Consider the following 19363-nt stretch of genomic DNA (forward strand, 5'->3'; position numbering starts at 1 on the left):
CCTGCTGACTGCTGGTCTTCTTTTGCGGCGTTCCGGTGGCCCAAGGATCGTCCTGAGGGTGCTGCGGAGTGCCCCACCCCCTTGAGGGCGCATTGCCTCCCCAGCCCCCCGTGGGGGCGGGCGGCGGTGACAGCTCCGGAACCGGAGCTAGCTGAGGGGGAACGTCATCCACTTCAGCACCGTCAACAGCGTCGTTCCACAGATCGCGTATGTACTCACGAAGCGTGCGGGTGTCGTTGTCCTCGTCGTAGTCGGAGGAGTCAGAGAACCTTCTCCACGTCGGGTCACGGTCTGCCATACGGCAGAGAACCTCGTGCACCGCTCTCACCTTGGGCCAGGTGCTGGTCGTCTCGCCTTTGAGGAGCCTGCGGACCGTCTCACGGCTCACCATTACGCGGTCGGGTTGAGGCCCTTGAGAGGCGGCTGCAGCGATGCTGGCCGGTGAGGGGCGCCCTGCTGCGCGGAAGTAGGTAAACAGCTCACCCACGAAGGTCCTCCTGGGCCCGCGCGGGAGCTCATCCTCACTCGGCATTCGCAGAATCTGGGGCATGCCTAACTCCCGCTCGCTATGGCCTATTTGAACCTGAACAGCCTAGCTTGGACCAGGCATGACACCCATCAGAAGCAAGAAGGGACCACCATCGCCCAACAAGACCCCGTCAAAGCCTCGGGAAGACAAGCCTCTGCGTGGTTTGCCGCGTGAAAGCACAGAAGAACTTTCTTCAGCAAAGCACTGTTTTCGCTGGTCAGCGCGCTATTCGGGGTGCTTTCGTTGGTGTCAGCCGCCCCACCGGACGCAGTGGTGTCTCAACAGGCGGACAGCGGCAGTGCCGTCGCCGTAACGGCGACGGCCCCTGGTGGGCAGGAGCCGTCTGGAGAAGACCGAACATCCTCGACGAAGCAGAAGCTCAAGTCCATGACCGAGATTACGGGTCCGACCTCGGCACCGAAACCCCCCAGTACGTCCCGGTGGGCGGCACGCGCACGACGGATTCGCCACGAGGCCTGCCTCTACCTGCTCCGCGGCGCAGCGACTGCCGCCGGAGGCGCCTCGTGGCGTACGGCGGCGTCTGGCTCCACTCGCTGACGCCAATCCAGACCAACACCGGCCTTGGAACGATTGCGCCCTCGTTCGGGCCTTGCATCCGCTCCATCTGGTGAGCAGCAGGGCCGGACAGGATGATCTCGTCCGGCCCTGCTGTCGTCGGGTCAGCCGAAGTGGTGTACCGCTCCATGACAGCCGCACCGACTGCAGATACCACTCCACCGCAGTAAGCCCGCCCATCCTCAACACCCCACCAGCGAAAAACCCCAACCTGACATGCCGTCACTGACACCAACCCACCGACACCAAACCGGCACATCGCAGCGAGACACTCGCCACCGCATCTTCACTGGTACGAGTGAAGATGCTTCAGGGCTGCATGTGCACCCTGGTCGATGGGTAACCAGCGGCCTCTCACGACCCGGACGGCTCACCAAAGCCGTTGTCGCCGCGCAATGTAGGCCCCCGACTCGAAGAACGGAGAGGGCACGTCATCACCACCGTCGACAGCTCGATATTGAGCACCCAGCTCCGCCGGATGTTCGCCTTTCTGGACACCGACCAGGACGGTTACCTCACCGAACAGGATCTGACGGCCATCGTTCGTGCGCTGGAGACGGTGAAACGTCAGTTCTGGTTGCTTTGGTGGGATCGGTGACGGAGGAGCCAATGGCGAGCAGTGGTGTCACGGATCGTGTGATGTTCGACCTTCCGGATCTGTCGTTCCCCCTCACGGGCGCCTTCCCCCGTGATGACGCCCTTGACCTGGTGCGTGAGGTATGCGTGTGGAGTCACCTGCACGGGCTGGTAGGTCCGCGGGGGCGGGACCGAATGGAGACCTCCGGGATCCTGGATGTCGGGTTGGCGTTGACGGGAGGAGGGGAACAGGAGCGCGCGCTGCTGCTGATGCAGTGGTTCGTCTGGACGCTGGTGCTCGACGACCGGGTTGACGACGGGCAGTGGGCCGATGACGGCGTCCTGAAGCGGTTCGCGCAGCGGGCGCTGTGCGTTCTCCGTGGCTGGCATGATGCCGACGGCGCTGATGAGGACCCCATGCTGAAGGTCCTCGCGGAGGACCTTCTGCCGCGGACGCGTCGCCTGCTCGCCTCAGGCAAGGAAGCAGCCTTCGTCGGTCACGTGGGTCGTCACCTGGAAGCGCAGTGCCGGATGGTCGGCCATCGAGTGGGACAGGCGGACACGCTCGTGCTGACGCTGGAGGAATATCCGGCGTTCCGGGCCGATCTGTTCGGCGTGGACATCCTCTTCGACCTCATCGAGTTGGTGCACGAGCTGCAGCCGCCGAACACCGGCGTGCTGGGGGCCGGCGTCTCCCGATTGCGCGCTTGTGCCGGCGATGTCCTGGGCTGGGTGAACGACCTGTACTCCCTGGAGAAGGACCTGCTGCTGGGTGAGAACGCGAACTTGGTCAAGGTTGCCCACCGCCAGTGGGGCTGCTCCTGGCAGCAGGCTGTCGACGGGGTCCGTGACATGATCTGTGACCGGGTCTCGGCGTTCGAGAAGGAGAGATCGCAGCTCCCCGGGACGGGCGGGGAGGCGGCCGAGGTCCGGCGGCTCGCCGAGGTGCTGGCCGCAGCGATGGCTGACGTCCTGGCCTGGCACCAGACCTCCAGCCGCTACCACTGGCACGGCCGGCCCGTGGCGGCGGTCGACACCCGGCGCACTCCGCTGAGTCTGATGTGGACGCAGTTCGAGAGGGACCCTTTCCCGTGTACGCGCGGCTGCGCGCATTTTCCCCTCATGCGCGATGAGCCCTTGGACGCATGGGTGGTCAGCCGTTACCGCGACGTCCGCGCCGCTCTGTGCGATCCGCGCTTCACCTCGGACAACTACTCCTGGCAGAGCGGTCCGATGGTGGGACGCATCCTGCTGGAGATGAACGGCTCGGAACACACCGCGCACCGGGCGGTGATGTCCCCGGCCTTTCGTGGCCGTGCCCTGACCGCCCTGCGCGGGGCCGCCTTCGATGCTGCCGAGGAACTCGCCGGCCGGGCCGCTGAGGAGGTCCGCCTGCAGGGCAGCACCGACCTGGTCACCTCGTTCTGCCAGGAACTGCCTATCCGCGTCATGACGGCTGTCCTGGGCCTACCGGTCGACGACGCGCCGCGACTGCGGCCCTGGTACAACGCGGGCATGTCCTTCGTGGCCGACCACCGGCAGGACCCGGCCACCCTCCAGCGCGGCCTGGACGCCTCAAAAGCCCTTTTCGCCTACCTGGAACCGCATATCGACGCCCGGCGGGCCGAGCCCGGCGACGACCTCCTTTCGGCACTGTGCACGAGAGAGATCGACGGTCGGCTGCTGACCGACCGCGAGGTTCAGGGGACGTGCAGCCTTCTGCTGGCCGCCGGGGCCGACACCAGCGAGAAGGCCCTCGCTCTCTTCCTCACCAACCTCGTCGAACACCCCGATACGCAAACCGCCGTGGCGGACAGCCCGGACCTGCTGGAGGCAGCCTGGGCCGAGTCGCTACGCCGGGACCCGCCCACGCACGTCATCGTGCGCCAGACCGCTCAAGCCGTCGACCTACCCAGCGGCACCGTGCCGGCCGGCTCCACCGTCGCCTGCCTGCTGGCATCCGCCAACCGTGACCCCGAGTTCTTCTCGGACCCCGACCGTTTCGACGTCCACCGCCCCGAGCGGATAGACAGGGAATTCGCCGCTTCAGCCACCCACCTGGCCTTCGGCGCGGTAGCGCTTCTGCCTCGGAGCCCACCTGGCCCGCCTTCTCGGCCAAACCGTCTCGGTCCTGCTCCGCCACTTGCCGGGACTGCAGTGGGCCGACGGCTTCACGCCCGTCCCACACGGGCTCATCAGCAGGACGACCCCCCACCTGAAGGTCACGGCCCGGCTATGACCCAGCACACCGATTCCTCCGATGAGCAACCACGGCGCCGCGGGTCGCAGGACTATCCCCAGGGCGTCTTCGCACACCGGATCACGACCGAACTCGACCGGCTCCTCACCCTGCAGGCTGACTGGGACGTCACGACCCAGCGCATCATCCGAGGTCTGCACCCTGAGCCCGGCTGGGACTGCCTGGAGCTGGGCGCCGGAGCAGGATCCATCGCCCGCTGGCTGGCCGGTACCTGCTCCCATGGACGCACCACAGCCACCGACATCGACACCGGTTACCTTTCCGGCGACCTGCCCGGAAATCTGCATGTCCTGCGCCATGACGTCACCCGCGACGACTTCGCGCCGAGCAGCTTCGACCTCATCCATGCCCGGGCCCTGTTCGTCCACATCCCCGCCCGCCAGGAGATCCTGACCAAGGTCGCGCGCTGGCTCAGACCCGGTGGGTGGCTCGTCGTGGAGGACCCCGACGTCTTCCCCGCCCAGTCTTCACCCCACCCGCTCTTCCGCAAGGTCGCGCTCGCCGGCGCCGATCTCCTCAGCAGCACCCTGGGAACCGACTTGCGCTGGCCGAGGACCCAGCCCACCCCCCTCCTCCAGGCCGGACTCACCCAGCCCGGACTGCACATCGGTGTCGGGACCGTCGGTGACCACAGCCCGTCCCACCAGCTGTGGCAAGCCACCTTCAACCAGATCCGCCCCGCGCTCCTCGAACGGAACCTGCTCACTCCCGACGAGGCGGTAGAACTCGAAGTCCTCGTCACCTCCCCCACCTTTCTTGACGCCTGCCTGGCAACAGTTTCCGCATGGGCGCGACGTGCTCAGCCTCAACACCAGTGACTTAAGTGGTCGTGGCTCTTGCTCTGATTGCTGGGTTGCTCGGGGCGGTGCGCCAGCGTGGAGCGATGGTGACGGCGTCTGCTGCGGAGCGGGTGGGCTGCGGCCAGGCGAAGTGCTCGTCTCGTTTGACCCCGAAGTTGGACACCTTGCGCTTGACGACGCGAGGATTGGAACATTTGCGACGAGGGGGTAAGAGGCGTCCGGTGATGAACCGCTCCGGGATCGGTGGAGGCTTTATGCGTTGACTCCAGCTGCCGGTTGGGGCTGGTGTTGAGCGTAGTAGTTGGTCTCGTGTTCGTGGGGCGGGATGTCGCCGATGGCGGTGTGGAGGCGCTGGTTGTTGAACCAGTCGACCCATTCCGTGGTGGCGAGTTCGACGTCAGCGAGGCCGTGCCAGGGCTTGCGGGGCTTGATCAGCTCCGTTTTGTAGAGGCCGATCCGGGACTCCATGAGTGCGTTGTCCAGGGCGTCGCCGACTGTGCCGATCGAGGCGTCGATGCCGGCGTCGAGGAGGTGGGCGGCGAAGGCGAACGACGTGTATTGACTGCCCGCGTCGGAATGATGAATCAGCCCTGGTCCGACAGGGGTTCCGGCCCGGTCGCGGCGCCATAGGGCCATGTCCAGGGCATCGAGGGCCGGACCTGGGCGGGCGACATGACCGAGATCGACACCGGCGAGGGCAAGCTCTACCTGGCAACGGTGATCGATCTGTTCTCCCGTCGGCTGCTCGGCTACGCGATGGGCGCCCGGCACGACGCCGAGCTGGTGGTGGCCTCACTCAACATGGCCGCGGCCACCCGGGGCGGCGACGCCCGCGGCGTGATCATGCACACCGACAGGGGCAGCGAATACTGCTCCCGGAAGTTCAAGCGGGCCTGCCGCAAGCTGGGCATCGTGCAGTCGATGGGCAGAGTTGGATCTTGCTTCGACAACGCCGTGAGCGAGGCGTTCAACAGCGTGCTCAAGGTCGAGTACGTCCATCGTCACACCTTCCGCACCCGCACCGAGGCCCGCATCAAGATCGCCACCTGGATCACCGACTTCTACAACACCAGGCGGCTACACAGCGTATACGGGTTCAAAAGCCCGATCGACTACGAACGCGAGTACCGGGCCACCCTCGCAGAGGGACTGGCCGCATAGATCGTCTCCACGCTACGAGGGGATTGACACGGTGGGCGTAGCGGTCCATCGTGGCGCGGGCCCGGTCGGCCGCTGTGGTGAAGGCGTCCCCGAGGCGGCGCAGCCGCTCGGCTGTGAGATCGAGGGCTTCCACGTCGGTGCGGGACTCCCGCAGGGCCCGCAGCGCCGTCAGGTCGACCGCCTCCTGTCGGCCGGGCTCCTGCTCCTGGTCGTCGTGCTCGGGGGTCGGTCGGCTCGGGCGCGAGCAGCTGCTCGAGCATCGCCGCCTGCTGGTGCGCGACGACGTCGTGCGCCCGGCCGCGTGTGGCGACGGTGGAGCGCGACTTCTCGCGGACCGCAGCTCCGGCGAGGACGGCCCGTTCGTACTGCAACGGCACGCGGGGTATCTCCACTCCCCGGCCCCAGGCCCGGAGGCCGGGGCGCGGCGGGTGCGCTCGGTCGGCCGGTGGCTGCCGGTCGGGGCGGTGGTGGGTGGGCGTCGGCGGTCGGAGGTGAGGTCGGCCAGTGACCAGCGGGCGGTGTAGAGGCGGTAGGCGTCTCGGATTCGTGGCCGATCGGCCACCGAGCGGCCATGGGTCGTGAGATTCGGCCACGGAATCTGAGATCCCACAGTCACCTGTAGGGTCTCGTGGCTCGTGTCCCATGACGACGCCGTGCCCTGCGGCTTCTCGCGGTGCCTCACGCAGTGTCCAGCCGTTCAGTCTCACGTCATGTCCAAATCCTCGGACGCCCCGAAGCGGCAACCCGCTGACCTGCGGAGTCTCCCCAGAGGGCGCCGGTCGGCGCGGTCACCCGTACCCTCACCCGCCAGCTGGGCGGCGACAGCACCCTGGTGCAGGTGCAGCGACCTGGCTGGTGACGGGCGAGCAGGAGCTGGGACAACGGAAAACAAGAAGAAGTCGAGCTGAACGCGCGTCGCGGAGGAATGCGGCCGTGGGGCCGCATGTTGGCGTATGGGCGGCCGTCGGCGACCGCTGACAGAGATCCGCCCCGGAGGCGGTACGGTACGCGCGCACCCAGGCGTGCGACGGAAGGAGACCGCCGTGTGGCACAGCGAAGAGCTCGACCTCGACGCCTATCTCGCACACATCGGGTACGACGGCGACTGCACACCGACCCTGGGCACCCTCCGAACCCTGCAGCGGGCGCACGTCCTCTCCATAGGCTGGGAGAACCTCGACGCCTTCCTGCACGGCCACGTGGCGCTGGACCTGGCAACCATCCAGGACAAGCTGTTGCACCGGGGGCGCGGCGGCTACTGCTATGAGCACGTGACCCTCTTCGCCGCCGTCCTGGAAGCACTGGGCTACCGCTTCACCGCCGTCTCCGGCCGGATACGGATGGGCTCCGACAAGATCCTTCCGGCGACACACGCCATGCTCGTCGTCGAGCTGGAGGGGCGCCGCTGGCTGTGCGACGTGGGCTTCGGGGCGAGCCTGTTCGAGCCGATCGAGCTGGCGGACGGCGCCGCACTCACCACCGGCGCGTGGGAATACCGCGTGCAACATGAAGAGATCACCCCCGGCGCCGACGGATGGGCCGTGTACCAGCGGAGCGGTGACAGCCCCGAGGGGTGGCTGAGCCGGCACGCGACGACCCTCAACCCGCAGTACCCGATCGACTTCGCCGTCGGGAACCACTTCGTCGACTCCAACGACCGCTCCCCGTTCGTCACCCGTCCGTTCATCCAGCGGATCCTCCCCGACCGGCTGCACATTCTCGACGGGCTGACCTGGACCACACAGTTGGCGGACGGCAGCATCCCACCCGAGACCCAGACAGTAGGCGCCGAAGAGGTGCGCAAGCTGCTGGACGACGTCTTCGGCATCGTGATCAACGACGAGGACGCCGCCCTGCTGGAGACCAAACTGACGGACCTGGCGGCGAACGGCGCCTGAGTGCACAAGCACCAAGAGAAGGTAGCGGGAAGCGATCCCGCAGAACCTGACACCACCAGAGGCTGTCTGAGCCGCAGACGCGAGGGCGGTCCCCGACCGCCCTTAGCCCCAGACCTGGATCGCCTCGAAGACGAACACTGACTGCTAAGGCAGAACCGTCCACGGCGTACCCCCGGCCCGGGCCATTGCCCACGAGCCACGCTGCCAGGAAGCCGACTCGGCTCAGTCCGCCTTACGCTGGGATCACTGCAACGAGTGAACGGACTGACCAGCCGTTCTCAGAATCGTGTCCGATCTGCCACTGGGCGGCCATCGACCATGAGATTAGGACACCGATCTTAAGACCCTACAACCGACCCCCGGGGGACCTCCTGGGAGGTGCACCATGCCTCGCCCCGTGTGGTCCGGCGCCGTGTCATTCGGCCTCGTGACCATTCCGATCAAGGTCTTGCCCGCCACCGAAGACCACAGCATCAGCTTCCGGCAGATCCACACCACCGATGGCGGCCGGATCCGGTACCGCAAGGTGTGCGAGATCGAGGACCGCGTACTCGATCAAGACGAGATCGGGCGCGCCTACGAGGAGAGCAAAGACCAGCTCGTCCCCATCACGGACGAGGAGCTGGACGACCTGCCGCTGCCCACCGCCAAGGCCATCGACGTGCAGGCATTCGTGCCAGCCGAACTGCTCGATCCGATCCGGTTCGGGCGCCCCTACTACTTGCAGGGCGACGGCGCGGTCGCCGCCAAGCCGTACACGCTGCTACGCGAGGCGCTCCAGCGCAACGACAAGGTGGCCGTCGCGAAATTCTCGTGGCACAACCGCGAACGGCTCGGCGCGCTCCGGGTCGTCGGCGACGCCCTCGTGCTCCAAGCACTCCACTGGGAAGACGAGATCCGCTCCAGCGAAGGACTCGCTCCGACAGGTGTCGAGCTGTCCGACGCCGAGGTCGACGAGGCCATGGAGCTGATGGAGATCATCGGCCCCACCGACATCAGCCAGTACCGCGACACATACCGGGAGGCCGTCGAAGCCGTGATCGAGGCCAAGGCGGCGGGCCAGGAGCCGCCCGAGATGGAGGTGCCGGCCGAGCCGACGGGGCGTGTCGTCGACCTGATGTCCGCCCTCCAGGACAGCGTCCGGACCGCCAAGGAAGCCCGCGGCGAGGAAGCCGGCTCCGCCGACGTGCACGAAATGCGGCCCACAAGGAAGACCGCGGGCAAGAAGACCACCAAGAAGTCGGCGGCGAAGAAAACCAGCGGGAAGAAAGCCCCCGCGAAGAAGGCGGCCAAGAAGCGGCCGGCGTCCTGAATCACGCGCCCGAGAGTGGCCACGAGGATCGGCCCGAGGGGGGAATCCCTCGAAGGAGCACGCCGTGATCAAGAAGCTGCACGACATCGGTCATCGGTCTGAGCACGCCTACACCGCCGCCGTCGCGTCGATCGGCCTGTCCGTGCTGACCTGGACCGCGTCTCTGCGCGCCGAACCAGGCAAGGGCCTCGATCGTGCCGACCGGTGGGGAATCCTCGTCGGCGAGTGGGCGCCCACGTTCTTCGGCCTCGGCCTGGCCCTCTCCCACTACGAGCAGGAAGAGGGCACGCTACTGGAGAAGGCACACGCGAACGGCGAGCGGCAGCGGCAGATGGCAGGCACCGCATAGCGCGGCGCCCCACCGCAGGGGCGGGGCGCCGCGTCATCGGCTGGGCTGGATCAGCACATCTTGGAGTCGTATCGCGTGCTGTTGTACGAGCAGGAGTCCCGGAAGGCTCCGGACGCCGTGCGCAGCGTCACGGTGTCGCGGTCGTTGTTCCACACGTAAGAGCCGCGGCCCCAGTAGACGTGGCCGGCGCTCTGGGTGCCCTTGCCGGTGTGGACCTTGACGGTTTTCCCGGCGCTGATCCGGTACGACGGGAAGGTGAACTTGTAGCCGGTCGCGTCCCTCACGGTGTAGCCCTTGAGCTGCACTGAGCTGCTGGTGCTGTTCTTGATCTGCACCCACTCACCGTTCAGGCTCGAGTTGGAGCGGGTGTCGCTGCCGGGCGAGTCGTAGTACACGCGGTAGAGGTGCACGGAGCCGGCGGCCTGCGCCTGCGCTGGGAGCAGGGCGACCGTGGAAGCCGCGGCCGTAGCGACAGCAGCGGCGAGCATGCGGGGACGAAGCAAGAGTCGTCCTCGTGAATCGTGCCGGGCACCCCCCATGGTCCCGGCGAGGACGATCACACTACGGGCGGAATGGAAGGCACCGGTCGCTGTTACCGATCCGGAACTGAAAGTGCCAGCCGTTCGAAAAGCCCAGACAGCACGACACCCTCTGCCGAAGCCGGGGGCGAAGTCGGGCCGTCCGGCTTGAACCGATAGACCGGCGGGAACGATCCTGCGGCGGCGCGCTTCGCGGCGAAGCCAGACATCGAGCCGACCAGTCGCCACCACCCAAGCCCGCCCCTCCCCCGCCAGATGGTTCGGATCCCGAAGGGCAGTGCACTCCGAGCCGAATCCCTACGTATCGTCCTGCACCACGGTGCAGGATCCCGGCGTGAACTACATGCCCGTACTCGATACAAAGCTGAACGTGTGGACCCTCGCCGCCCTTGTCACCGCCCTCTACACGTTGGCAGGCATCCTGAAGGGCTGGTGGGGTGCCTCGCTGGGCAAGCGCCACGCCCTGGTCAAGGGCTACCGGCGTTTGGCTCCGTTCGTGCGTCACGACTATGTCAAGGCACTCTTCGGCGAGCCAGCCCGGGCGCACAAGCAGAACGCTGGAATGCACGACGTTGACGAGAAGGAACACCCCGTCAAGAGGACGGCCGAACTGACAGTGCGGACACGGCCGCTGGGCACCATGGGCTTCCTCGTCACCTGGTGCAACGAGGATGACGAGGTATTGATGTACGGGCTGACGACGTGCAGCCGCCTGCTGCGCCCGACGCTGTCGGTCGGGGCTTACAAGATCCGCCTTGGCAAGACGCGTCTCTCCGCACTTCCTGTGTCCCAGTCCGACGAGGAGGGGCCTTGGCCCGAACTGGGGGCGCGCCGGTTCAGCTACCCGGAGCAGCACTTCTATTGCAATCAAAAGCCGACGATCAGCGGCACGGCTAGTGCCACGCCGCTCCATACACGCTGCGCCACCTGGCGCCGCCGCCACAGTACGGAGCGATCGGGTGGGATACCCGATATGGATGAGCTTGTCTTTATCTGACGAGGTCGAAAATTCGACTGCGGACCGCTTGTTCTGTCACGTCTACAGCCGTAAGTGACGTGGCATACGTCACCGGGTTCGTGCGGGTGTGACGTGTGGGGGACATGTGGCGCAGTCGGAGTGGGGCGGCTGGTTATCGGCGAGTCGGATCCGCAGGTTCTCCGTGTCTGTGGATCTCTCTCTGGTACGGGCGGAGAGCCCTGCCCGTACTGGAGTCCGCGCCGGTCCCGGACCGCGGTTGTGGTCCCGGTCGCCTCACTACAAGAGATCACTGACGAAGGAAGCGTGCTGTATGAGCTACAACGCCCAGATCGAGACCCGCGAGATATCCGACGCCGACCTGAACGGCGTTGCCGCCGGCGCGGCCGGTCTGGCCCTGCAGGGCGGCCACCCGGGTCACCTGGAGGGCATCGGCGGCGCCGAACTGGCCGGCCACAGCGTCATCGTGGACGGTGCGGCGAACCTGCAGAGCGGCCAGGCAGGCCTCAACGTCACCGCCGTCTGATCAGCCGTAACGGCTGAGCATCCTCGATGCCTGAACCCCCTCGGCCGCACTGTCGCCGAGGGGGTTTCGTCATACGCAGGCGCCTCGCGGAGCCTCGAACGAGGTCCCGAACGTGATCGCTCGTACGGGGATTCCGGGGACGTGAACACGGCCTCCGTCTGATCCTGTGCTCCGGCTAAAGACGCACTTGATCAGCACAAGGCCGTGGGGGATGAGTCTGCTGCATCACGATGTCCGGCGGGAAGCGTTCGCGGTGGCGTCACACTTCCGGGACGACTCCTTCGACTGTCTGACCGCTCGCGGGGACACGCTGTTCGAGTTGACCGACGCGTTGTTGCGCGCGGACGGGCCGGTGACCACGCCCGTGGACCTGACGCTGACGGCTGAGCACCGGCGCGGGCATGGCGCAATGTACGACGCGCTGAACAGTGGGAACGTCGATGTGCCGCGGCTGCGGCAGGTGCTGGCCGGTCTGCCGCAGCCCGAGGCCGCTGACGGGCGCCTGATCCTGGCGGTGGACGTCACTCACTGGCTCCGGCCGGATGCGCCGACCAGTGCGGACCGCTTGTTCTGTCACGTCTATGGCCGTAGCGGGCACTCGTCGGTTCAGTTCGTGCCCGGCTGACCCTACTCGTTCGTCGCCGCTCTGGAGTCGGGTCGGACCTCGTGGTGCCAGATCCTGGACGTGCTGCGGCTGGGGCCGGCCGACGATGTCGCCGAGGTCACCGCGGCCCAAGTCCGCCGCGTGGTCGAGGACCTTATCGACATGGGCCGTTGGAAGGCGGGCGACCGCGACATCCTGATCGTCTCTGCTGGAAGCACTGCCGGTGGAGATCCTCGGGCGGATGCGCACGGACCGCGTGATGCGCAAGCCGGTCCCGGTGCCGTGGATCTCACCGCCACAGGGCGGACGCCCGCCCAAGCACGGCAAGGAGTTCCGCTTCGCCAAGCCCGCCACCTGGGGCGAGCCCGATGCCGCGACCGTGCAGGTCACCGACCGCTATGGCACCGTTCGCGCGATGGCCTGGGACCGCATCCATCCTCGGCTGACCACCCGCTCCGCATGGATCGACCACACCGGCGAACTCCCCGTCATCGAGGGCACGTTGATCCGTTTGGAGGTCGACCGCCTGCCCGGCGGCCACCATCCACTCCCAGTCTGGCTGTGGTCGTCGACCACCGGCCTGTCAGGCGAGGAGGTCGACCTGCGCTGGCAGGCGTTCCTGCGCAGATTCGATCTTGAGCACACCTTCCGGATGATCAAGCAGAACCTGGGCTGGACGCGCCCGAAGCTCCGCAGGCCCGAAGCGGGCGGACCGGTGGACCTGGCTGGTCGTCGCTGCCCACACCCAACTCCGCCTCGCGCGGCCGCTCGCCGCGGACCTCCGCCGCCCTTGGGAGAGGCCGGCTGAGCCCGGCCGGCTCACCCCCGCCCGGGTCCGCCGGGGGTTCAGGAACCTCCGCCTGAACTTGCCCTGTCCAGCCCCCGCGCCGAAACCCAACCGGCCCGGCCCCGGCAGGCCGCTCGGCTCGAAGAACCGGCACCTCGCCACCCGCTACGACGTGGGCAAAACGGCCAGGCGGCCCGAGAGCATCGCCGAACGTGACCACGTCAGACCATAAAGAACAAGCTAAGCCCAGCCACCTCGAGCGGCCGGTCAGTTGCTTTCCGTAGCGGCCCCTCGCTGTCGAGCTTCCTTCCCTCGTGGCGGCTCCTGCGGCTCCGCCTCCGGCTGATGCACCCCAAGATCACTATCGTCTGGGCCGACCGCGCCTACGCGAGCAAGCTCGTGACCTGGGACAAACGGCACCTCAACCTCACGATCAAGACCGTCAACCGCCCAAAGGACGCTCGTTCGTCGTCCTGCCCCGCAGGTGGGTCATTGATAGATCGTTGGCCTGGATCATGCACGCCCGTCGGCGACTGATCAAGCCACTCGACCGCCTGCCTGAAGCCCGCCGAGCTCCAAGACGGCCGCGTCCGCCACTGTCCGGGCGGACGCGGCCCCCTCACCCCGTTGGGCCGGGCTGATGAGTTACGGCGCTTGGAGGGGGCTACAGGTCCGCGAACGGCGGCTGTACGTGATGGCGATCAGCTGTAAGCGGGGCAGCGGCAGCGCCAGCATGAAACCGTCCTCAAGGAGGGGAAGGCGCCGCACGCCCCCGGCGACCCCTGGACGCGGGCCTTCTCCGATGTCCGTCACATCGATCCCCATCTCCGCCAGGTCGACGAGCTGTCCGGCCAGCCTCTCCACTTCAGCGACGACGCGTTCAGGCAGCCCCTTCGCCACGTGCTCGAAGTCGGGCTCGCACTCCCACCGCCATCTACCCTCGCCGGTCACCCGCCAGCCCGCCGGTCGATACCCGCCTCGTCCACCGCCTCGGTCTGGATGGCGGACACCTCGGCAGCGATAGCGCGGGCCTCCGTCAGGTCCTCCACCTGCGCGGCGCGTGCCTCCAGCTCGCGCAGGCGTGCTGCACGGGCGGGGTGGCGCTCGATCGCCACGGTCAACGCCCACTGCCGCAGGAACCGCCGCATCGGCGCCCCGTCCACATGCTCATGCTCACGAGCGGCCGCCATCGCCCTCGTCCGGTCAGCGTCGAATGCGGCCACCTGGCTCGGCACGATCCGCACCAGCGCGGCACGCAGCTCCTCCGCAGTCGCCTTGGGCTGCGGGATCAGGGGGCCGTTCCCGTCGGCTACTGCCTCGCTCCGTGTCGTGCTCACCGGAGCCGCGACGATCCGCGACTCGGTACGCCCCGCGAGCAGCCCGACGATCTGCCCCTGGATACGGTCCAACTTCTGGCCGAGCTCTTCGAGGCCGCCTTTCAGCTGGTCGACCGGAGACGCACCGCGGTCAGGTCGCTCTTGATGATCCCGAAATCGCGGTCGTTCTTCTCCGCGACCTCTTCGAAACGCCGGGCCAGAGCAGCGAGCTCGCCGTGGGCTATCGGGTCCTCGGGCACGCGGGGCACTCCAGCCAGATCACGGAAGCGGCAGACATCAGGCGATCCACGATATCGCGCTCACCGCGCGCTGGCCCCGCCCCTGCACCACGCCGGGTCGTCATCGGGGCGGCTGCGTAGGGCAGCGCCCGGACGGGCAACCGGCCCCCTCGACATGGCGTCGAGGGGGCCGGTGCGTTGGTAGCGGGGACAGGATTTGAACCTGCGACCTCTGGGTTATGAGCCCAGCGAGCTACCGAGCTGCTCCACCCCGCGTCGGTCCGCCCACCCTACACGGCGCGGGCGAAGGGGTTCGACGTACTCCACGCCCCTGGTGTTCGGTGCGGGAGCGCCTCCTCTGGCTCCGGCAGCCTGACGGATGCAGCCGAGTCAAGAGCCGAACTCAACTGTCCGTGAAGCGGACGGCATGGGCCGACGCCTGCGGATCGGTGGCCGCCAGCAGCCGGGAGCCCTCCGCCTCCAGCGCCTCCCGGTCAGCGATCCCCAGCCGCCCGAACGGCTCGACCAGGACCGCCGCCTCACCTCGCCGGCGCTCGAACTTCCACGTACCGCCCACAAATCCGTCGACCAGGACCGTGCCGCGAACCATCCCGTTGGCCGTCACCACCCGGCCCGGAGCCACCTCCCCGAGGATCCGGGACCGGTCGGCGTGCGACAGCACCAGGTTGTCGAAGTCCGCGACGAAACGCGCGGACACCGGGGTATCCGGATCGGGCAGGCCCGCGTCCGGCACGTCGTACAGCACCCGCCCCTGGTCGTCCCGGTATGACTCCGGGAAGGTGAGCGGCAACCTGCACCGCCCCACCCGCTACAGCCGACGCCTTCAACGCGTCTTCTATACCTCCGCGTTGATCAGCATCCGTTGCTGCGACGAATCCCGCCGTTTCTACGACCGCAAGCGCACCGAAGGCAAACGACACAGCCAGGCTGTCATGGCACTCGCCCGCCGCAGGGTCAACGTTCTGTGGGCCCTCCTGCGTGACGGACGGTGCTACGACCCCCCTCTCGGGCCTGCGCCAGCATCGGCTCGATCGGTGGTGTCAGCACATGGCCACCCTCGCGCACGTGAAACGACGGCACCCGTAGGTGAGACACGTCTTGAGTGTCTGGAGAACCGTCCCACTCATGGCCAGAGAATCGTGCGTATGGGTTCGACACGTAGAACTTGACAGGGAACAGACCCGATCGGTGTAGAGCTTGAGACCGCAACCAAGCTCCTGGCCGCCGCACGCGCCCCTGTCGAACACGGCTTCACTCACCACTTCGGCGGCATCGTCGTCGCCCCCCCCGGCTACACCGACCCCGCCAAGTTCACCGACGGCAACCCCTACGGCACCTCCCACGTCGACGCCCAGGGCAACGACCCCGTCGACCAGACCACCCGCGACGCCGCCCGCGCCCAGGCCGAGCGCATCGTGCGCATCACCACCGCCCTCAAGGCAGGCCTCGCTGCCGCCTGAGCCTGCCACTCGGCAGAACACCACCCGGTCGGTCGGCCGTACGACGTCGTACGGCCGGCCATGGCCTCAGCGCGCGTCCGGCCGGCAGGCGCTTCGACCCCACCACGCCGTGGTAGCTGGAGCGCCTCCGTATCCGCGTCCGGGCAGCTCAGCTCTGGGCAGCTGACGGGTCCATCCACACCACTTCCCAGGTGTGACCATCGAGGTCCTGGAAGGACCGGCCGTACATGAAGCCGTGGTCCTGGGGCTCTCCGGCGGGCGCGCCGCCCGCAGCCAGTGCCTTGTCCACCAGCTCGTCGACCTTCTCGCGGCTCGCCGCGCTCAGACACAGAAGCACCTCCGAGGTCTTGGTGGAGTCCGCGATCTCCTTGTTGGTGAAGTCCTGGTAGCGCTGTCTGGTGAGCAGCATGGCGACGATCGTCTCGCTGATGACCACACATGCGCAGTCATCCGTCGTGAACTGCGGGTTGATCGAGTAGCCGAGCTCGGTGAAGAACTTCTTCGAGGTCTCCAGATCGTTCGTCGCGAGGTTTACGAAGATCATCTGCTGGTACACGGGCTGTCTCCTTCGTCTGTGGCCTTTCACAGGGATAGACCGCGTTGTCCCACGAAACTCATCGCTCGCCGAAAGGAATCTTCGAGAGGTTTTCAGGCACGTGATGGCGGCCGCGCACGGGAGACCTCGGCGGCCCTGGCACGACACATGACCACGGCGTCGCATCGCATCCGAACCGGCGCGGGAGCAAGGGCCCGGACCGCGCGGCGGTTCGGGCGGACTGAACCACGGGCGACCGCCCGCGCCTACCTGCCCGGGGTGCTGTCGAACGTCGAGCGGAAGTACTGTCGGCAGCCGGCCGAACGGGCTGCGCCCCGGCCCGGGCCGATGCCGCCTGCTGCCCTCGCCACAACACCGGACGTCCCCGCCACAGTCTGCCGTCACTGTGGAACCCCGACAGCAACATCGCCACCACGACTACGGTGAGCAGCCCGACGTACGACCAGGCGTAGATCCGGTCGGGGATGTGGGGTGGGCGCCGCCGCAGCACTCCGATTACCAGCAGGGCACCGGCCCGCAGGGCTGCGGCGGCACGGGGGTCGGCAAGGCCCACCAGGTGGACGTGCGCACCGGGGGACGTCGGGAGCGCGGTGCCACCGAGCGAGACCCCGGTGGCCGGGAGCGTGATGGCCAGGACGACCAGTAACTGCCGAGGTCCCGCTGCCGGGGCCTTGATGGGTGCGCAGGGGCGCAGGCATCCGGGCTGCAGCAGCAGGCCGGCGATAGTGATGACCACGTACGCGACGAACAGCCAGAGGATCAGCGCCGGTGGGGCGAGGCGGGTGGCGAGCGCACCGGCCGAGGCGCCAGCCGCCAGCAGGAGGAGCACCCTGTGCTGCCGCGGAGGACGCCGAGCACGCGCCGGGGTGTGACGGCCGTGGCGAATCCCGCGTGCACCACCTTCACCAGGCCCGAGGGGGCCGTCGCCACCCGCATCGCGTCCGCGCCCAGCGCGGCGCCCACCCACACCACGGACGGGGACCGCGGCGAACCCGCCGCCGAACCCGAACAAAACCGTCGTGGCTCCGGTGAGGAGCCCGATCCCGATCAACATCACCACGTCCCCGCGACCGCCCCATCAGGGCCGCCCACCGTCTCGCATGCGAAGGTCGGCACTGTTTCTTCGTGGCTCGGCCACTACGACCGTCCCGCCCGAGCGCGCCGTCCTGATTCCGGCCGCCAACCGACACCGGGTCCGGATGCTGGGGGTGAGCACCCGGGAGCCTGTACATCGATCCCGACGCCGTTCTCTGGTGACCCGCCACCTGCACAGTCGTGGACGTACCACCCCTATTTCGTGAACTCCTCCTGAGTGCCGTCGAGTTCGGGGCTACTTCGGCCTGTCCGGGCGGGAGGGGTGCATTGCCGAGCTGCTGCTGCACGAGATCGCCGGGCGGACCCCGCGCTTGCCTTCCACCTCGCGAACCAGCCCTCCACCGACCTGGCGGAACTGTGCCGGGCATACCTGGCCGCACCGGATGTCGGCATCACCAACACCGTCCGGGCCGACCGCACAGCACACAGCGAACGGGCCTTCACCCGGCGCTTCCGCGCGGAGACCGGCGACAGCTCAGCCGTGAAGAGTGTCAATATTCCGATCAGGCTGCTGAGCTGGGCGTTCTCTGTCGATGGTGAGGCAATCGGAGTGGCGTGGTGTGGTACTCGTTGAGCAGTCCACCGAGTACCTGGCGGCGCCTGATTGTGCCAGCAGGTAGGGGGGATGATGTTCGGGTCGTCGTCTGGGGCCCGTAGGTCCAGGCTGCGGTGGGGCCGTCCCGCGTTGTAGTGCTCGGCATACGTGGTGAGGACGGTGCGCAGATGTCGTTCGCCGGTGATGAGGAGGCGGTCGGTGCACTCGGTGCGGGCTGTGCGTATCCATCGTTCGGCGAACGCGTTGGACCGGGGGCTCTGCGGCGGTGTTGGGATGACGGCTGTGCCGTTGCTGGCGAAGACGGCGTCGAATGCGGCGGTGAACTTGCTGTCCCGGTCACGGATGAGGAACCGGAAGCGCCCGGCCCTGTCGCCGAGGTCCATGAGCAGGTTGCGAGTTGGGGGACCCATGCGCCGGTAGGGCGTGCGCTGACGCCCAGGACATGGACGCGCCGGGTGGCAATCTCCATGACGAAGAAGACATAGAGGCGCTTGAGGAAGACGGTCTCCACGTGCATGAAGTCGCAGGCAAGCAGCGTGTGAGCCTGGGAGCGCAGGAACGAGCGCCAGGTCTGCTGGGAGGCTCGCTGCGGTGCGGGCGGTAGGCCGGAGCGGCGCAGGACGCGCCGGATCGTGGCGGCGGCAGCCCTATGCCCGAGCCGTCGGAGCTCGCCTTGGATTCTGACGTATCCCCAGGCGGGGTTCTCTCGCGCCAGGCGCTGGATGAGCGCTGCAGTCTCTTCCGACAGCGGTGGCCGACCGGGTCTGGTTGGGGTTTGGCGCCATTTCCAGCGCACCAGACGACGGTGCCAGGTCAGGAGTGTGCCCGGGGTGACCAGCCTATGACGGCGCAAGGCGGGTGGCAGCTGGCGGGCGAGAGCGGAGAGTACGGCACGCTCGGCCCATGAGAGCTGCGGCCGCTTGATCTGCCGGCGCAGCACAGCGACCTCATGGCGGAGGGCGAGGATCTCAGCGTTGTTCGCGGGGGCAGACCGGCTCAGTAAGAGGAGGCAGCCCAGCAGTGGGCAGAAGATCAGGTAGAGCAGTCGCAGACCCACGATCACCGATCATGCCCATACTTGGACGATCGCAAAAGCCCCAGGTCAATCACCCTACGGCAATAAAGACACCCTTCAGGGGCCACCGCCGGCCTCGCCGCCCCGCTCCGGCATGCCGTATCCGGCTGACCGGCCTCCCGAGCGGCACTCGGCGTAGGCGGCGCCTCCCT

Annotated in this window: 16 protein-coding genes, 1 tRNA gene and 6 pseudogenes; 14 read left to right on the forward strand and 9 right to left on the reverse strand. The window is 67.7% G+C overall.

Annotated features, from left to right (window positions below):
- Positions 1-1562 precede the first annotated feature (1562 nt).
- A complete protein-coding gene (locus HYQ63_RS00685; RefSeq protein ID WP_179932022.1) occupies positions 1563-1703 on the forward strand; it encodes an EF-hand domain-containing protein in 141 nt (46 codons plus the stop codon).
- Between the two features lie 11 nt (positions 1704-1714).
- Complete coding sequence (locus tag HYQ63_RS00690; RefSeq protein WP_179932023.1) at positions 1715-4759, forward strand: cytochrome P450; 3045 nt, start codon at positions 1715-1717, stop codon at positions 4757-4759.
- 234 nt (positions 4760-4993) lie between these two features.
- Here HYQ63_RS00690 and HYQ63_RS00695 read toward each other — a convergent pair whose 3' ends face one another.
- Positions 4994-5377: an integrase core domain-containing protein gene (locus HYQ63_RS00695; RefSeq protein WP_179932024.1), complete on the reverse strand. Its 384-nt coding sequence runs from the start codon at positions 5375-5377 to the stop codon at positions 4994-4996.
- Between the two features lie 9 nt (positions 5378-5386).
- Between HYQ63_RS00695 and HYQ63_RS00700 the strand changes: the two genes are divergently transcribed.
- The 4 genes from HYQ63_RS00700 to HYQ63_RS00715 all read left to right on the forward strand — a co-directional run bounded on the left by HYQ63_RS00700 (position 5387) and on the right by HYQ63_RS00715 (position 9461).
- Positions 5387-5902, forward strand: coding sequence for an IS3 family transposase (locus HYQ63_RS00700; protein ID WP_257232549.1), 516 nt, complete (start codon positions 5387-5389; stop codon positions 5900-5902).
- Between the two features lie 1043 nt (positions 5903-6945).
- Positions 6946-7800: an arylamine N-acetyltransferase gene (locus HYQ63_RS00705; protein ID WP_179932026.1), complete on the forward strand. Its 855-nt coding sequence runs from the start codon at positions 6946-6948 to the stop codon at positions 7798-7800.
- Between the two features lie 385 nt (positions 7801-8185).
- On the forward strand, positions 8186-9112 hold the full coding sequence (locus HYQ63_RS00710; RefSeq protein ID WP_179932027.1) for a Ku protein: 927 nt from the start codon (positions 8186-8188) through the stop codon (positions 9110-9112).
- 64 nt (positions 9113-9176) lie between these two features.
- Positions 9177-9461 carry a hypothetical protein gene (locus tag HYQ63_RS00715; RefSeq protein WP_179932028.1) on the forward strand — a complete coding sequence of 95 codons (285 nt, stop codon included), beginning with the start codon at positions 9177-9179 and terminating at the stop codon, positions 9459-9461.
- Positions 9462-9511: 50 nt separating this feature from the next.
- Here HYQ63_RS00715 and HYQ63_RS00720 read toward each other — a convergent pair whose 3' ends face one another.
- Positions 9512-9964 carry a lamin tail domain-containing protein gene (locus HYQ63_RS00720; RefSeq protein ID WP_373688999.1) on the reverse strand — a complete coding sequence of 151 codons (453 nt, stop codon included), beginning with the start codon at positions 9962-9964 and terminating at the stop codon, positions 9512-9514.
- A gap of 379 nt (positions 9965-10343) precedes the next feature.
- Here HYQ63_RS00720 and HYQ63_RS00725 point away from each other — a divergent pair, with 379 nt between their 5' ends.
- From HYQ63_RS00725 to HYQ63_RS00740, 4 genes and pseudogenes are all read left to right on the forward strand, one after another.
- Positions 10344-10997, forward strand: a complete 654-nt coding sequence (locus HYQ63_RS00725; RefSeq protein WP_373689191.1) for an ETEC_3214 domain-containing protein — start codon at positions 10344-10346, stop codon at positions 10995-10997.
- A 292-nt stretch (positions 10998-11289) separates the two neighbouring features.
- Complete coding sequence (locus tag HYQ63_RS00730; protein ID WP_179932031.1) at positions 11290-11502, forward strand: type A2 lantipeptide; 213 nt, start codon at positions 11290-11292, stop codon at positions 11500-11502.
- Between the two features lie 211 nt (positions 11503-11713).
- Positions 11714-13125 (forward strand): annotated as a pseudogene (locus HYQ63_RS00735) (NF041680 family putative transposase).
- A 101-nt stretch (positions 13126-13226) separates the two neighbouring features.
- A pseudogene (locus tag HYQ63_RS00740) lies at positions 13227-13423 on the forward strand (IS5/IS1182 family transposase); the annotation flags it as partial.
- A gap of 417 nt (positions 13424-13840) precedes the next feature.
- Here HYQ63_RS00740 and HYQ63_RS00745 read toward each other — a convergent pair.
- The 4 genes from HYQ63_RS00745 to HYQ63_RS00760 all read right to left on the reverse strand — a co-directional run bounded on the left by HYQ63_RS00745 (position 13841) and on the right by HYQ63_RS00760 (position 15274).
- On the reverse strand, positions 13841-14302 hold the full coding sequence (locus tag HYQ63_RS00745) for a DUF6247 family protein (protein ID WP_257231501.1): 462 nt from the start codon (positions 14300-14302) through the stop codon (positions 13841-13843).
- Positions 14303-14331: 29 nt separating this feature from the next.
- Positions 14332-14469, reverse strand: a complete 138-nt coding sequence (locus HYQ63_RS00750) for a hypothetical protein (RefSeq protein ID WP_179932032.1) — start codon at positions 14467-14469, stop codon at positions 14332-14334.
- A gap of 178 nt (positions 14470-14647) precedes the next feature.
- Positions 14648-14724 (reverse strand) — tRNA-Met (locus HYQ63_RS00755).
- A gap of 127 nt (positions 14725-14851) precedes the next feature.
- Positions 14852-15274, reverse strand: a complete 423-nt coding sequence (locus HYQ63_RS00760) for a DNA glycosylase AlkZ-like family protein (RefSeq protein ID WP_306664801.1) — start codon at positions 15272-15274, stop codon at positions 14852-14854.
- Here HYQ63_RS00760 and HYQ63_RS00765 point away from each other — a divergent pair.
- Together HYQ63_RS00765 and HYQ63_RS44190 are read left to right on the forward strand one after the other, a co-directional pair.
- Positions 15237-15470, forward strand: a pseudogene (locus HYQ63_RS00765) (IS110 family transposase); the annotation flags it as partial. The gene HYQ63_RS00760 and the pseudogene HYQ63_RS00765 sit on opposite strands and share 38 nt — an antisense overlap.
- A gap of 255 nt (positions 15471-15725) precedes the next feature.
- Positions 15726-15929 (forward strand): annotated as a pseudogene (locus HYQ63_RS44190) (NAD(P)H dehydrogenase); the annotation flags it as partial.
- A 148-nt stretch (positions 15930-16077) separates the two neighbouring features.
- Here HYQ63_RS44190 and HYQ63_RS00770 read toward each other — a convergent pair.
- Positions 16078-16485 carry a VOC family protein gene (locus HYQ63_RS00770; RefSeq protein ID WP_179932034.1) on the reverse strand — a complete coding sequence of 136 codons (408 nt, stop codon included), beginning with the start codon at positions 16483-16485 and terminating at the stop codon, positions 16078-16080.
- Positions 16486-16951: 466 nt separating this feature from the next.
- On the opposite strand from HYQ63_RS00770, the gene HYQ63_RS45800 reads away from it, so the two are divergent.
- Entirely contained in the window at positions 16952-17131 is a 180-nt protein-coding gene (locus tag HYQ63_RS45800) for a hypothetical protein (RefSeq protein ID WP_373689000.1), read from the forward strand.
- Positions 17132-17244: 113 nt separating this feature from the next.
- Here HYQ63_RS45800 and HYQ63_RS45805 read toward each other — a convergent pair whose 3' ends face one another.
- Complete coding sequence (locus HYQ63_RS45805; protein ID WP_373689001.1) at positions 17245-17448, reverse strand: hypothetical protein; 204 nt, start codon at positions 17446-17448, stop codon at positions 17245-17247.
- Positions 17449-17621: 173 nt separating this feature from the next.
- Here HYQ63_RS45805 and HYQ63_RS44195 point away from each other — a divergent pair.
- Positions 17622-18064: pseudogene (locus HYQ63_RS44195) on the forward strand (AraC family transcriptional regulator); the annotation flags it as partial.
- Positions 18065-18083: 19 nt separating this feature from the next.
- Here HYQ63_RS44195 and HYQ63_RS45535 read toward each other — a convergent pair.
- Positions 18084-19193: pseudogene (locus tag HYQ63_RS45535) on the reverse strand (integrase core domain-containing protein).
- Positions 19194-19363 lie beyond the last annotated feature (170 nt).

It is taken from the genome of Streptomyces sp. Rer75, assembly GCF_013414305.1.
GTDB classification, from domain to species: Bacteria; Actinomycetota; Actinomycetes; order Streptomycetales; family Streptomycetaceae; genus Streptomyces; species Streptomyces himastatinicus.

Bases quoted from the DNA above. Each gene is read 5' to 3' on its own strand.
- HYQ63_RS00690 (WP_179932023.1), top strand. From the start codon at position 1,715: ATGGCGAGCAGTGGTGTCACGGATCGTGTGATGTTCGACCTTCCGGAT.
- HYQ63_RS00710 (WP_179932027.1), top strand. From the start codon at position 8,186: ATGCCTCGCCCCGTGTGGTCCGGCGCCGTGTCATTCGGCCTCGTGACC.
- HYQ63_RS00695 (WP_179932024.1), bottom strand. From the start codon at position 5,377: ATGGCCCTATGGCGCCGCGACCGGGCCGGAACCCCTGTCGGACCAGGG.
- HYQ63_RS00725 (WP_373689191.1), top strand. From the start codon at position 10,344: ATGCCCGTACTCGATACAAAGCTGAACGTGTGGACCCTCGCCGCCCTT.
- HYQ63_RS00730 (WP_179932031.1), top strand. From the start codon at position 11,290: ATGAGCTACAACGCCCAGATCGAGACCCGCGAGATATCCGACGCCGAC.